Source organism: Pararhizobium sp. IMCC21322 (assembly GCF_030758295.1).
Classification (GTDB): Bacteria; Pseudomonadota; Alphaproteobacteria; order Rhizobiales.
The window spans coordinates 4,067,913-4,082,420 of sequence record NZ_CP132335.1; the positions used below are offsets into that span (position 1 = coordinate 4,067,913).

14 protein-coding genes and 1 pseudogene are annotated in these 14,508 nt (G+C 53.6%); 14 read left to right on the forward strand and 1 reads right to left on the reverse strand.

Annotated features, from left to right (window positions below; genetic code table 11):
- Positions 1 to 43 precede the first annotated feature (43 nt).
- On the forward strand, positions 44 to 1,699 hold the full coding sequence (locus tag RAL91_RS19260) for a VWA domain-containing protein (protein ID WP_306257874.1): 1,656 nt from the start codon (positions 44 to 46) through the stop codon (positions 1,697 to 1,699).
- A gap of 12 nt (positions 1,700 to 1,711) precedes the next feature.
- On the opposite strand, the gene RAL91_RS19265 is transcribed toward RAL91_RS19260, so the two are convergent.
- A complete protein-coding gene (locus tag RAL91_RS19265) occupies positions 1,712 to 2,944 on the reverse strand; it encodes an NAD(P)/FAD-dependent oxidoreductase (RefSeq protein ID WP_306257875.1) in 1,233 nt (410 codons plus the stop codon).
- A gap of 179 nt (positions 2,945 to 3,123) precedes the next feature.
- On the opposite strand from RAL91_RS19265, the pseudogene RAL91_RS19270 reads away from it, so the two are divergent.
- From RAL91_RS19270 to RAL91_RS19330, 13 genes and pseudogenes are all read left to right on the forward strand, one after another.
- Positions 3,124 to 3,282, forward strand: a pseudogene (locus RAL91_RS19270) (proline racemase family protein); the annotation flags it as partial.
- A 112-nt stretch (positions 3,283 to 3,394) separates the two neighbouring features.
- The gene (locus tag RAL91_RS19275; protein WP_306263009.1) at positions 3,395 to 3,679 is read left to right on the forward strand and encodes a hypothetical protein; all 285 of its coding nucleotides are present in this window, start codon (positions 3,395 to 3,397) and stop codon (positions 3,677 to 3,679) included.
- Between the two features lie 225 nt (positions 3,680 to 3,904).
- Positions 3,905 to 4,348 (forward strand): MarR family winged helix-turn-helix transcriptional regulator, encoded by a 444-nt coding sequence (locus RAL91_RS19280; protein WP_306257876.1) that lies wholly within the window; start codon positions 3,905 to 3,907, stop codon positions 4,346 to 4,348.
- Positions 4,349 to 4,393: 45 nt separating this feature from the next.
- A complete protein-coding gene (locus RAL91_RS19285) occupies positions 4,394 to 5,416 on the forward strand; it encodes a hypothetical protein (protein ID WP_306257877.1) in 1,023 nt (340 codons plus the stop codon).
- Complete coding sequence (locus RAL91_RS19290; protein WP_306257878.1) at positions 5,413 to 5,961, forward strand: TRAP transporter small permease; 549 nt, start codon at positions 5,413 to 5,415, stop codon at positions 5,959 to 5,961. The genes RAL91_RS19285 and RAL91_RS19290 overlap by 4 nt, the downstream gene beginning before the upstream one ends.
- Positions 5,958 to 7,253 carry a TRAP transporter large permease gene (locus RAL91_RS19295; protein ID WP_306257879.1) on the forward strand — a complete coding sequence of 432 codons (1,296 nt, stop codon included), beginning with the start codon at positions 5,958 to 5,960 and terminating at the stop codon, positions 7,251 to 7,253. The genes RAL91_RS19290 and RAL91_RS19295 overlap by 4 nt, the downstream gene beginning before the upstream one ends.
- A 30-nt stretch (positions 7,254 to 7,283) precedes the next feature.
- Positions 7,284 to 8,867 (forward strand): alkaline phosphatase family protein, encoded by a 1,584-nt coding sequence (locus RAL91_RS19300; RefSeq protein ID WP_306257880.1) that lies wholly within the window; start codon positions 7,284 to 7,286, stop codon positions 8,865 to 8,867.
- 80 nt (positions 8,868 to 8,947) lie between these two features.
- Positions 8,948 to 10,015 (forward strand): Gfo/Idh/MocA family protein, encoded by a 1,068-nt coding sequence (locus RAL91_RS19305; protein WP_306257881.1) that lies wholly within the window; start codon positions 8,948 to 8,950, stop codon positions 10,013 to 10,015.
- Positions 10,015 to 10,845 (forward strand): sugar phosphate isomerase/epimerase, encoded by an 831-nt coding sequence (locus tag RAL91_RS19310; RefSeq protein WP_306257882.1) that lies wholly within the window; start codon positions 10,015 to 10,017, stop codon positions 10,843 to 10,845. The genes RAL91_RS19305 and RAL91_RS19310 overlap by 1 nt, the downstream gene beginning before the upstream one ends.
- 80 nt (positions 10,846 to 10,925) lie before the next feature.
- The gene (locus RAL91_RS19315) at positions 10,926 to 11,663 is read left to right on the forward strand and encodes an alpha/beta fold hydrolase (protein ID WP_306257883.1); all 738 of its coding nucleotides are present in this window, start codon (positions 10,926 to 10,928) and stop codon (positions 11,661 to 11,663) included.
- The gene (locus RAL91_RS19320; RefSeq protein WP_306257884.1) at positions 11,663 to 12,376 is read left to right on the forward strand and encodes a ribulose-phosphate 3-epimerase; all 714 of its coding nucleotides are present in this window, start codon (positions 11,663 to 11,665) and stop codon (positions 12,374 to 12,376) included. The genes RAL91_RS19315 and RAL91_RS19320 overlap by 1 nt, the downstream gene beginning before the upstream one ends.
- Positions 12,373 to 13,281, forward strand: a complete 909-nt coding sequence (locus tag RAL91_RS19325; RefSeq protein WP_306257885.1) for an ROK family protein — start codon at positions 12,373 to 12,375, stop codon at positions 13,279 to 13,281. The genes RAL91_RS19320 and RAL91_RS19325 overlap by 4 nt, the downstream gene beginning before the upstream one ends.
- A 107-nt stretch (positions 13,282 to 13,388) precedes the next feature.
- Positions 13,389 to 14,507, forward strand: coding sequence for an efflux RND transporter periplasmic adaptor subunit (locus RAL91_RS19330; RefSeq protein ID WP_306257886.1), 1,119 nt, complete (start codon positions 13,389 to 13,391; stop codon positions 14,505 to 14,507).
- Position 14,508 lies beyond the last annotated feature (1 nt).

Sequence of the window (14,508 nt, forward strand, 5' to 3'; positions counted from 1 at the left end):
CGAACTTTCTACTGACCGACTAAAGACCAAGGATACCGAACTCATGAAATCGCTCACTCTAAAAGCCCTGTCCGTCGGACTGGTAATGACCGCCAGCCTCTCTTTGCAGGCCGAAGCGGAGCCAACATCCATGTTCATTCTGGATGCTTCCGGATCCATGTGGGGCCGACTGCCCGACAATCAGATGAAAATTGTGGCTGCACGCGACGCCATGAGCGAGTTGGTGGGAGCGCTCCCGGACAGTATCTCAACCGGTCTGATTGCCTATGGCCACCGCCGCAAAGGTGATTGTGGCGATATTGAAGTCGTTCAGGAAGCAACCCTTGGGGGCAGTTCAAATATTTCAGAAATCATCGCAACGCTTCAGCCACGCGGCAAAACACCAATTTCAGATGCCTTGAAACTGGCCGGTGAAAAGCTGACGGGAATTGAAGATCAGACAACAATAGTTCTGGTCAGCGACGGCATCGAAACCTGCGAAGGTGATCCCTGTGCGGTCGCAGAAGCGCTGGCAACGTCACAGGCCAATCTCAACATTCACGTCATAGGCTATGCCGTTGATCAGCCAACCAGAACCCAGTTGCAATGTGTCGCTGACAAAGGCAATGGCCAGTATTTCACAGCAGATGATTTGAGCGGGCTAAAGAATGCTTTGGCCAAAGTGACTGAAAGCATCCGCACTGCAGAACCCATCGCAGCACCTGAGCCGATCGTCGTCGCCACACCCGAAGTGGCAGACACTGGAAATGCCATCACCATTCAGATTGCCGGTCCAGGCACCATTCGCCTCGATATGGCCGCTTGGACCCAGGCACCAAAATATTGGAAGATCCTGGATCCCGAAACGGGCGAGGAAATCGCCAAGACAAATGAGAATGAAGTCTCGGTCATGCCCGGCGATTATCAGTTGGCCTGGCGCCATCTGGAACATGGCGCAGAGGAAGTCATGCTGCCGCAAATTGTAACCGTGGAATCTGGCAAGGTAACTGATGCACCAATCAAGACCGGCCTTCAACTGGTTCCCCCTGCCGAAACCGAGCCCCCTTATTATTGGCAACTTCTGCCAGAAGGCGCAAAAGTCAAAAAGTCATTCCGTGGCCGCGATGCCGCTGCCTGGTATTGGGTGTGGGATGCAGTCCCTGTGCCTGCCGGAACATACACATTGCTCATTCGCCAAAGCGAGCATGACCACAGCGAAGCCAATCTGGGTCGCGTCGTTCTGGAAGAAGGCCAGTTGCAGCAACTTCCACTGGACCAGGGTGTCAATGTTGCCTGGAACAGCGCCTGGGGCGACGATGTCTACAACATCATCTTCACCCATGAAAATGGTGACCAGATCAAAACGGACGCCCAAGGCCCGCTCTTTCTTGCGCCCGGCAAATACAGTGTAGCCCTGCGCCTGACAGAACATGGCCACCGCGCAGCGCCGTTTGGTACTGTCGAAGTTACCGAAACAGGCTTTGCTGATGCCATGCTGACATCCGGCATCACATTTGAAACCGCCATTGAAGGCAAATTCAAACTGATCGCAACAGATCTGGATACAGGTGAAGAGGCCACAATGACCAACCGCTGGGGGCCAATGCCGCTTGGTGCCGGTCGCTACAGCTTTGACCTTCATCTGGAAGGCAACAAGCGTCAGACCATTCTCCCGGAACTTGAGATCAAGCCCGGCCAGTTCATCACCGCAAAAATGTAAGAAGCAGCGAGATCAGCGCCTCAACAACAGCTTCAAATCATGGCCCGGGTCTGCAATCAGATCCGGGTCAGCTGTTCGGCCCATCTCGATCAATTTTTTGCCCGCCATATAGGCGCGCCCGTCATTCACGGCATCTACAGCCAACAATTCGTCACCATGGAAATACCAGAAGGACGGAGCACTCCCGGTCCTGTTTCGGGTCACCACGCGGTCATACCCCATATTCAATCCGGCTATCTGCAATTTGGCATCATACTGATCTGACCAGAACCATGGCTTTGCGACGTAAGGCTCCGTTGCGCCAGTGATGCTGCCTGCCGCAGCCTCCGCCTGAGCAATGGCATTGCCAACACTCTCCAGGCGAATATGGCTGTCACCATGTGGAAAAGATGTACAATCACCTGCCGCAAATATGCTCGCATCCAAAGTTTGGCACTGCGCATCAACCACAATCCCGTTTTCCACCTCAAGGCCAGCGGCCCGGGCAAGCCCGGCATTGGCATCAACGCCAATAGCAACAACAACCACATCCACATCCAGTTCGGAACCATCAGATAATCTGGCACCACGAACCCTGTCTGTCCCGATCAGGTAATCAAGACCAACGCCCTCGCGCAGATCAACACCATGACTGTGATGCAAAGCCCGGAAAAAGGCAGACGTTTCTGTACCGGCAACCCGCTGCAAAATACGGTCTCCCATTTCAATCAGCGTGACCTGCAAACCGCGCTTGGTGGCCGAGGCAGCAGCCTCCAGGCCCAGATAGCCGCCGCCAACAATCAGAACCCGTCCGGGTTTGCCATCGGAGCGCTCCCCTGTTGCAAACAGGCTGGCTGAAATAGCGTCTACGTCCTGCGCACTGCGCAAGGTGAAGACTCCCTCAAGGGCGCCGCCAATTTCTGCAGGCAGCTTGCGCGCAGCGCTACCGGTGGTCAGTGCCAAAGCGTCGTAGCCATGGGTCGCACCATCTGAGAAATCCAGACGTTGATTGACCCGGTCGATTCCTGCGACCTGCTTGCCTGTCAGCAGATCAATGGATTGCTCTTCATAAAAACTGGCGGGCTTCAGCAGCAGGCTGTCAAAGCTTTTGTCACCCAATAGGTAATTCTTGGAAAGCGGTGGTCGTTGATAGGGCGCAACCGGTTCTTCGCCAATCAGAGTGATCGCTCCATCATGTTTCAATGCCCGCAGCCGGGTTGCCAGAGAAACACCTGCCTGTCCGGCACCAACAATTGCAATGTCCATTCCACACCTGATCAAACGAGAACATGATTTAGGTTTGCAGTGGACACGATCTCCACGGCAGACCGCTGTTTATTGCTTTTGCGCTCTATCCCGTCAACGCTGCATTTGCAGCTGATCGACCGCTTCCTGCCTCCAACCCATGCGACCGAAGCACGCGCCATCATCCATTCTCGCTTGAGGGCAAGATGGTCGCTGTCGGCCAAACTGGCCAGCACGCGGCCATTACCCCACAAATTACAGGCCGCGCCTGGATCACCGGAACCCACCAACACATGCACGATCCAGACGATCCCAGGCCACAAGGCTACCGATTGAACGATACCTGGGGTGCAGGATAAGCATTTCAGAATGCATCTGTTTCCAGCAGGATGCACGCCTTGACGGCCATTTGATTGAGGCTCAGTCTGAACCGGACTCAGAACACACCATGGCGCATAGAGGGGCAACATGATGGAATCACTACTACCGATTATTATTCAACTGGTCAGCGGAGCCATCGGCGGAAATGTCGCTGGTAAGACACTCAAAAACCTGGACCTTGGCACGCTCGGTAACTCACTTGCCGGGATCGTGGGCGGAGGTATCGGCGGCCAGTTATTGACTGCAGTTCTGGGCATGAGCAGCGGAGGCGGCCTCGATATAGGTTCGATCATAACTCAAATCGTTGGCGGCGGCGTTGGCGGCGGCGTTATGCTGGCGATTGTCGGTGTCGTAAAAGGCATGATTAAAAAATAGACACAGTCGAGCACTGAATTGCGTCATCCCGTTTGCAGCATTTCCAGAGCCCAGCTTTTCCACATGGAAATTGCAAATTTGGAAAGAAACCCACCTCTCCTCACTGGAGTAAACGGTGCCTCACTTGCACAAACATGCAATTTATGTGAAAATTCACTGAATTTGATCACTTAAGGCATCTCAGTCATTATGCAGCCAGCGGATTTCAGAGTTTCGAAACTGCCAATGTTCCACTTGAATCTGTTGGAACGGCAGCACCGGCTGAATGCAAAACGCGTCTTGCGCCGCCACGGCATTGATCATCGCATGTGGCGCATCATGGTGATGTTGCGCGAAGAGGATCACCAGTCCGTGCATGATCTGGCGGCTTTTGGCGGCTTTGATCGGTCCACCCTCAGTAAAATCGTCGATGCAACAGAGGAAAGCGGTCTGGTTGCACGCCAGGTTGATGCAATGGATCGCCGTCGGTCCACTGTTAGCCTGACCGATAAGGGCCGCGCCATGATTGACAGGGCAGCACCCGATATATTGAAATTGTTTGACGCTTACTTTGAGGACTTTTCACCAGCCGAGGTGGAACAGTTGATGGAAATGATCGTCAAGCTGAAAACGGCCGTGCAAACCCACGGTCTGGAACTCGAAAGGGGCCTTCTTAGGGAGACCGCGTAACAGCAAATGGCCCACTTGCAGGCTCGTTACGCAATGGAGGAAATTATGCGTCTAATCATCAAAACCCTGCTTCTGGCAGGTCTGTTCAGCAGTATTGCTGGCATTGCTAATGCAAACACCAGACTTCTGGTCAATTGCTTCTGGCCGCCGCAGCACTATGTCTGCCAATCGGTTTTGCCCACATGGCTTGCAGAAGTTGAAGAAGCCACGGAAGGGCGGGTTCGCGGCATCATTCCGCCGAAATCCGTCGCCGCACCACCCGAGCAGTTGAATTCCGTTGAAAAGGGCATCGCAGATGTTGCCCCGCAGTTTAACGGTCTCATCCAGGGTCGCGTCACCGGACCATTGGTGGCCATGAATCCGTTCATCGCAACAACCGATGCACCAGCTATGTCGGAAGCTTTGTGGGAAACCCGAAACAAGTTTTTCCCCGACGAATTTGATTCCGTACATCTCCTGTCCATGTGGGTTATCACGCCCGCTGAGTTGTACAGCCAGACTGACGAACCATTGAATTCGATGGATGATCTGGTCTCTCGGAAAATCTGGGCTCTGCCAGGCGCACTGGCAGCAACAATGAAAAAAATTGGCGCTGGCGTTGTATCCGGGCCCGCAGTTCAGGCGAATGAAATCATCTCGCGTGGCGTGGTGGATGCCCATATTGGCCTCAGCCCGACAGCGGTCCGCGATTTCCGTGTGATCCCCTACACAAAATCCATGACCCGCTTCAAGGATGCCATTTATTCCACCAGCTTTTCCCTGATCATCAACAAGGATAAGTGGATGGAGATTTCGGAACAAGATCGTGCGGCGATCACAGAGCTTAGTGGTGTGAAATTTGCCCGCATGGCAGCACAGCACTGGATGGAAGCGGATCAAACAGCGCTTGAAGAGTTCAAGGAAGCGGAAATCGAAATCATCGACGCCGATCCGGCATTTGAAGCTGCCCTGCGCGAAGCTTCCAGTTTCGTCGCTGAAAACTGGATTGCCAAAGCCAATGAGGCTGGCATCGATGGTCAAGGCGCATACGACTACTACGTTAAACGCGTTCAGGAACTGTCTAAGTGACCCAACGGCCAAAGTCCGGCTACAGAAAAATGGCAGCAGGAGCGCTCTCGCTCCTGCTGCCAACCATGAAATTCATGTCCGCCGCCCTGCTGTTCGCTATGATGATTCTGACCTTTGTCGACGTGGTTGGGCGTTATGTGTTCAGTGCGCCTATCTTTGGCGCTGCAGAAATGATCCAGTTTCTTCTGGCAATGACTATTTTCGCCGGTCTCGGCCTCGTCAATGCCTATGATGAGCACATTGCCGTTGAACTGCTGGAAGGCCCGCTTCAGGCCCTAATGCCAAAACTACGCCCGTTTCTCATCCAGCTCTTTTCACTGATTGGCATGGCTGTCATCGCCTGGCAATTGGCTGTGTTCGCCGAAGAATCCGCAGTAAACAATCGAATTACCGTGGTTCTGGAATGGCCCCTCGCCTATCTGGCAGCCATTATTGCCGGCCTGTCGGCCCTCAGCCTGGTGGCCCAGATTCTAGGGCTCATTGACCGCCCCAAGCCAGCTGCTGAGGCCGGTTCCGACAAGCCGATTGGACTGGGTGATCTATGACAAGCGCGCTTATTGGCTTTGCAATCTTGCTGGCCCTTTGTTTCTTCGGCTTCCGGGTCGGATACGCCACCCTGCTTGTCGGCCTGGTCGGCTTTGCCACCCAAAGGGGCTGGGAAGCGGCCTTTGCCATGACCGGACAACAGGTCATCGAAGACGCAATGAACTACAATCTGAGCGTCATTCCCCTTTTCATTCTTATGGGTGTGTTCATCTACCGCGCTGAAATCAGCCGCGATCTGTATGACGCCGCCTATGCCGGTCTTGGACGGTTTCGAGGCGGCCTGGCTTTGTCCACAGTCGTCGCCTGCGCCGGGTTTTCCGCTGTCTGCGGCTCTTCGCTGGCCACAGCCGCCACCATGACAAAAGTCGCCATGCCGCCCATGCGCAAATATGGCTATTCCGACTCCCTCGCCTCCGGCACCATCGCTGCAGGTGGGACGCTTGGCATCATGATCCCGCCCTCTGTACCACTGGTCATTTATGCCGTTGTTGCAGAGCAGGACATTGGCGAATTGTTCATTGCCGGTGTGTTGCCCGGCATCTTGCTGGTATCGCTGTTCATGGGAGCTGTTGCCATAACCGTGCGGTTCAAGCCTGAATCAGGTCCGGCAGGCGACCCACTATCCGAAGAAGACAAGAAGCGTGCTTTCAGGGCCGTCTGGCCAATCATCGGATTGTTTCTTCTGGTTCTCGGCGGCATCTACGGTCGGGTTTTCACACCGACAGAAGCCTCGGGCATTGGTGCGTTCGGTGCAGCTGTGATCGCAATCATGCGTGGGCACCTGCGCACTCCCGGAGAATGGATCGACGTGCTGGGAGAAGCCGGCAAAACCACTGCATCCCTGTTCATTGTAATATTTGGCGCACTCGTCTTTGCTCAATTCATCAATCTGTCAGGCATGCCTTATGATCTGGTTTTCTTCGTCGAAGACATGAACCTGTCGCCGCTGGGTCTGGTCATTGTCGTTGCCATTATCGCGGTTCTGATGGGAATGGTCTTTGAATCCATCGGCATTCTGCTGTTGCTCGTACCCGTCTTTCTTCCAACCCTGATTCAAGCGGACGTGGATATGGTCTGGTTCGGCATTGTGGTAGTTCTGGTCACTGAACTGGGGCTCATCACGCCGCCAATTGGCATGAATGTCTTTGTGGTCAAATCGGTGATGCCAAGCATTCGTCTTGCGGATATTTTTCGCGGCGTTACGCCCTTTATTGTTGCCGATGTGATTGCGCTCATCCTGGTCCTGCTCATCCCGGCAATTGCCACCTTCCTCCCCGGTCTCATGCGATGATGTCCGGCACTATTATCAAGGGTTAGCGACATGGCTAAAGTCAAAAATATCCTCTTCATCATGGCCGACCAATTGCGTTGGGATTATCTGTCTTGCTATGGCCATCCGTATCTGGAAACACCGAACATTGATCGCCTGGCTCAAAAGGGCGTTCGGTTTGACCGAGCCTATGTGCAGTCACCGGTCTGCGGACCATCTCGCGCTTCATGCTATACAGGCCGCACGACATTCAGCCATGGCTCCACCTGGAATCAGGTCCCTTTGCCAATTGGTGAATGGACCATGAGCGACTATCTCAAGCCGGCTGGAATGAGGACGGCCGTCGTCGGGAAAACTCACATGACTCCCGACAAGGAAGGCATGGAACGGCTAGGCCTGAAGGCGGACACAGCCATCGGCACCATCATGTCCCAGCCGGGCTTCGAACCGTTTGAACGCGATGATGGTTTACACCCGGACGCAGGATTAAGACGACGCGGTGGCAAACTGGCCTATAATGACTGGCTTCGCGAGCAAGGCTATGACGGTGAAAACCCCTGGCACACCTGGGCAAACTCAGCCGAAGGCCCGGATGGGGAAATCCTCAGCGGCTGGCATTTGCGCAACTCACATCTGCCCGCCCGCGTTGCTGAACCGCACTCCGAAACTGCTTATATGACAGACCGTGCCATGGAGTTCATTGCAGAAACCGGTGATCAGCCATGGTGCCTGCATCTGTCTTACATCAAACCGCATTGGCCCTATATTGCCCCTGCGCCCTACCACGACATGTATGATCGCAACCAGTTTTTACCGGTGCATCGCTCTCAAAAAGAGCGGGAAACCAGCCACCCGGTCATTCAGGCCTTCTATGAAGAGGCGGTTTCAAAAACCTTCTCTGACCGTGAAGCCCGCGAGCGGGTCATTACAGGGTATATGGGCCTTGTGAAGCAGATTGATGACCATCTGGGTCGCCTATTCGCACATCTGGAAGAATCTGGACGCATGAATGACACCATCATTGTGTTTACATCGGATCATGGCGATTATCTCGGCGATCACTGGATGGGCGAAAAAGAGCTGTTCCACGAAGCCAGTGTTCGGGTTCCGCTCATCATCTACGACCCATGCGAAGCTGCAGACAGCACCCGTGGACAGGTGGAGACCCGGCTTGTAGAAGCCATCGACTTGCTGCCGACATTCATCGAGACAATGGGTATGGAGCCGCCCTATCACCGGCTTGAAGGTCGCTCTCTCTCACCTCTGCTTCACGGCAAGGCACCTGATGACTGGCGTAAAGCCGCTTTCAGTGAAATTGACTATGCATTCTACAATGTCCGTGAAGCTCTCGACATCCCGGCCAGCAAGGCCCGAGCCTATATGATCCGCACGGAGCAATGGAAATACGTCTATTTCAAAGGGTTCCAACCGCAATTATTCGATCTTGAAAACGATCCCGATGAATTTGATGATTTAGGGACCTCACCCGATCATCAGGACATTCGTGCCGACATGCAGGATTTGTTGCTGGACCGTTTGACCGACCGTAAAAACCGGGTCACTCAGACCGATGAAGCTGTGCTGAAAATCAGAGCTGGCGAAGGATCTTCCGGGATTATGATCGGCGTCTGGTAGCAGATTACAAACTGCTTGCAAAACCCCACCGCCACGGCAACACTGATCAGATAATCGGTGCTGCCGACAAGGGAGAGAATGTGAGCGAAACGCAACTGAATATTGGTGTTCTGGGCTGTGGCCCGATAGCTCAGTCCGCCCATTTCGAAAGCTGCACCAAGGCAAAAAACGCTCGCCTTTATGCCATTTGCGATGTCGCCGACGACCTGCGCGAACGCATGGCATGGATTCACAATCCCGACAAAACCTTTGCCAATTATGACACTATGCTGGCTGACCCGGCACTGGACGCTGTCATCATAGCCACATCCGATGCCTTTCATGTAGATGCCTCAATTCTGGCGCTGCAGGCAGGCAAGCATGTTCTGTGCGAAAAACCGGTCGCCACAGGCCTGGAAGAGACAGAACGCCTGTCCGCCGCAGTGCGTGACAGCGGTAAAATCTTCCAGATAGGGCATATGAAACGCTATGATGCGGGGCTTCAGGCGGCGCACGAATTCATAAAGGATGAGATGGGCAGCATGGTTGCTCTGAAAGCCTGGTATTGCGACAGCACCCATCGTTACGCCATGACAGATGCAGTTCAGCCTCTCATCATCGCATCCGATCAGGCTCGTAAGCCGGATCACAACCCCAAGGCTGACCTGGAGCGGTACTACATGTTGGCTCATGGTAGCCATCTTGTTGACACTGCACGCTATTTTGGCGGTGAGATAATCTCGGTCAATGCGCGCATTTCAGACAAAAAAGGCATGTATTGCTGGTTCGTAGATGTTGAATTTGCAAACGGTACTTTGGGTCATCTTGATCTGACCGTGGCCGTGCGCATGGACTGGCATGAGGGCTTTCAGATTTACGGTGAGAATGGGTCGGTTATCGGCAAGACATTCAATCCCTGGTATTACAAAAGTTCCGAAGTCGACATTTTCCGAGAGCGGGATGGTGCCTCAACACGCGTCCTGGGCGCTGACGGGCATTTCTACCGCCGCCAGGTCGAAGGTTTTGCAGAGACAATTCTAAACAACACCCCAATGACCGGGGCTGATATCGAAGACGGTCTTGCAAGCGTGCAAGCCATGCTGGCAATCAGGGATTCAGTTCACACCGGAAAGCCGGTGCAACTATCCCAAGCAAAGGGAACACTGTGATGCAGCTTGGTATCTTTGCCAAAACCTTTCCGGCAGACAATCCGTTACAGGCGGTCAATGCCGTACAGAAGGCAGGTTTCGTCTGCACCCAATACAATATGAGCTGTTCTGGATTAGCGTCCATGCCGGATGAGATCGATGACGCAACGGCCAATGCAGTCCGGGCTGCAAGCGAAGAGACTAACATCCCGATTGTTGCCGTCTCTGCAACATTTAATATGATTCACCCAGATGTAAGTGTTCGGAAAGAAGGGCTCCGCAAGCTGGAAGTCATTGCAGCTAATGCAAAGGCAATGGGAACCGAACTGTTGACGCTTTGTACAGGCACCCGCAATTCCGATGACCAATGGCAAGGCCACCCTGATAATGACAGCATGCGGGCTTGGAGTGATCTATTGCTTGCGATGGAAAGCGCAATCAAAATAGCCGAGACCCACGATGTCCATCTCGGTATTGAACCGGAACTGGACAATGTGGTGAATTCAAGCGCGAAGGCAATCCGTCTGATCCAACAACTCAAAAGCGACAGGTTGAAAATTGTGCTGGACGCGGCAAACCTCTTCGAACAGACCAGCCTTGCAGAGCAAAAGCATCTCGTTTCGCAGGCCGTTGAAACCGTGGCGGAACATCTCGTCATGGCTCATGCAAAAGACCGTATGGCTGATGGCAGCTTCACCACTGCGGGCAAAGGCGTTCTGGATTACACCCACTATCTGCAGGCATTGTCAGATAGCGGTTTTGAGGGACCATTGGTCACCCATGGGCTGCCAGCAGAAGATGCGCCAAGAGTTGCAAAATTTCTGCGCAAAAAACTGAAGCAGTTGCGTTGATGGATAATTATTCCCCGCTGCCCCTTATGCGCAGCGGCCAAAAAATTGCAGCCTTCCGGGCCAACCAGAAAGGAGTGCCCGTGGTACTCCAGCACGGTCTGGGCGCAGACCCGCTTCAGACCGTCAATGTTGTGCCTCTCAATGGCACACACTGTCATTATCTGATGCACTGTCGCGGGCATGGCGCTTCGGAACCCGGCCCTGTTGATCAATTCTCAATCGCCACATTCGCAGATGATCTGATTGCCTTTATCGACCGGCATATTCAGGCACCTTGCATTGTCGGTGGCATTTCCATGGGTGCCGCTATCTCATTGCGCCTGGCAATCAAACGGCCTGATCTGGTTTCGGCACTCATTCTAGCGCGTCCCGCCTGGTTCACGGACCCTGCACCTGAAAACCTCAAACCTCTCGTCGAAATCGGTGACTTGCTGGCCACACAAGATATCGCTGAGGCTAAAAGACTCTTTCTCGCCTCCCCTTCGGCATCCATTTTACAGCAAGGCGCGCCGGGCAATCTGACGTCGCTGATGAATATGTTTGACCGGACACCACAAGTCGTCACAGCAGAACTGCTGCGCCGAATTGCAAATGATGGTCCAGGTGTCACGGTCGCCGAAATCACAGACATAAAGGTGCCAACCCTGATCATCGCGAATGATAAGGACTATGTTCATCCCGTCCATCTAGCCGATGATTTGGCAACCGCCATTTCAGGCGCAATACGCGTCAACATTACACCAAAAACCGTTGACGAAGGGGCGTATGTCTCTGAGTTCAGCGGTGCGCTTGATCAATTTTTGAAAGACCATTCCTGATGCCACAGCCACCAAAAGACTGGATTGAACTCCTTCCAACAGATCATTGCATAGCCGAATTCTCGATTTGGTCGGCCAATCTGATGAACCTGTCTGCTGATTTGGAGCGCATATCTCCCCATGCGGACATCCTCCATCTCGATGTGGCAGATGGCCATTTTGCACCAGCGTTGCTGATCTTCCCGGATATGGTGGGTGCATTGCGAGAACAGACCGGCCTGCCGCTTCATATCCACCTGATGGTTGCTGACAGTGTATTGCTGTCTCAGATAGAGCAATTTGCCGAGGCCGGTGCCGATCTGATCAGCTTTCATGTTGAAAACAAAGCAGTCGCTGAAGACGCCTTTGCGCTTTTGGAAAAATTGGATGTTCCTGCTGGCCTGGTGGCGCGGGTTGAAACTCCCGTAACCGCTTTTGCGCCCTTCATGGAGAATATCCGGTTTCTGACTTTGCTTGGCACAGCCATCGGCGTCAAAGGCCAGGGTCTCGATGCAGCAGCGCCTGCCAGACTGGGGGAAGCACAATCTTTGATCGCAAATCGCGAGAGCGGAAAACGGTGTGTTCTAGCAGCAGATGGCGGCATTCGTGAGCACACGGTCCCCAATCTGATTGCCGCTGGCGCAGAGACAGTTGTGCTCGGATCACTGGCATTTGGCGCCGAAGATCTGGAAGCGCGCATATCCTGGTTAGCCGGGTTGCAAGGCCCAGAATGATAAAAGCGCCGTTTGCAATCGGCGTTGATCTGGGTGGCACGAGGCTGCGCGCAGCATTAATCACAGCCGACGGCAGCATTGTGAAGCGGGCTGAAACCGCGACCCTTGCGTCCAGTGGCCCAGAAACTGTCTTGCAACAGATTGAAGCACTGGCAAAAGAAGTCGCCCAAAGCGTCGAACCGCAACAGATTTGCGGACTAGGCCTGTGCGCTCCAGGTCCACTGGATACAAAGGCCGGGCTTGCCCTCTCTACGCCAACAATTACCGGCTTCACTGACTTTCCAATTCAGGCTTTTCTGGCGCAACGCGTTCCCTGGCCGGTTTTGCTGGAAAATGATGCAATCGCAGCAACCTATGGGGAATGGAAGTTCGGGGCCGGTCAAACCTTGGAAAACCTGGTTTATGTAACAGCCAGCACCGGCATTGGTGGCGGCGCTGTGGTGGATGGCAATCTGCTTCACGGCCGTAAGGGCATGGCAGCCCATTTCGGCCATATGACCATCGCGCCAGACGGGCCACTGTGTGCCTGCGGCAATAAAGGATGCTGGGAAGCATTGGCGTCTGGGTCAGCCCTCGACAAAATGGCCAGAACAATAGGCCTATCCGATGCCCGCGCCGTATTCGCAGCCGCCACCAACGATAATAAGGAAGCAAGACTTCTTGTTGACGAAACGGCCCAATGGCTTGGCATAGGGTTAGTCAATTTAATGCATCTCTACAGCCCGGATTGCATAATACTGGGCGGCGGGCTTTCAAACGGCTTTGACCTTCTGTCCATTGGAATTTCACACCGCGTAAAAAGCGCTGCAATGCCGCCCTTTCAGAATATCCCAATCGTGAAAGCTGCGCTTGCTGACAATTCAGGTCTGGTCGGCGCTGGTGCTATGGTGTTCGATCAAAATTGAATTGTACCCTGCAATCGTGCTTGATAAGCAAACCGGACATTCAAACCCAAATATTTCAACCCAGACACTCCAACCCAGACCTTCCAAAAATGAAAATGGTCTTTCCAATGATTTCACGACTGACGATTATCCTTTGCTCAGCACTGCTGCTGGCCGCCTGTGGCGAAGATGAAAAGGATTCCAGCTCGGGACAGGAGGCCGTACGCGGCCTGAAAACTGTGTTGGTGGAGGATCAACAACAAACCACGTCGCGGCGCTTCCCAAGCGTTCTGCAACCGGCTGAAGTCACCACCTTGTCGTTTGAAACTGCTGGCAAGCTGGGGCCGGTTGATTTGAGCGTTGGGCAGACTTTCAATGAAGGTGACATTCTAGCCCAATTGGATCGGACAGCCCTTACCCTGCAATTGGATGCTTCAAAAGCTGCCGCTGAGCAGGCCCGCATCAATGCCGAAAACGCTGCATCAACTTTTGAACGCCTTAATACGCTGTTGGAACGAGGCGTGACCACAAAGGCACAAGTGGATGATGCGCGGGCTAATATGCAGGCAACGGCTGCCCAGTTTGCCCAGGCACAAAAACAGGCAGAAAGCGCAGAAGAAAACCTGTCCAAAACCGATCTGATGGCCCCATATGATGGCGTGATCAATTCAGTGGAAGTGGAATCTTTTGCCAATGTCACTCTGGGTGCTCCGGTAGCGACCATCTACAAGACTGATAGTTTCGAAGCTTCATTCTCCGTCAGTTACACCGTCTCCCAACAGCTTGTGGTTGGAAAAGCTGTGTCCGTTCGGTTAGCCGATAATCCTGATATTGTTCTGCCAGGCATCGTTAGCGAATTGGGTTCGCGGGCAGATACCGTGTCTTCTTTCCCGCTGGTCATCAGTCTTTCCGAAACGCGCCCTGAGCTGAAGGCAGGCATGGCTATCGAAGTCTCAATTGAATTTCCTGTGCCCACTGGAAACGGCTTCCTGCTGCCGCTCACTGTTCTGCCACTGAATGGCCAACTGGACCCCGATGCCGGTCCGGATAATCCGACAGGCACCACGGTTTTTGTGTTTGACGAAGCCACCAGCACGGTTAAAAAGCGCGACATAACCATAGGCGGCGTGCGCGAAAACCAACTGATTATAATTGATGGCCTTGCCATTGGTGATCGGGTTGCTTCAGCCGGAGTTTCCTTCCTGCGCGATGGACAGAAAGTCGTTCCGTTGACTGACAGCCAGTAGG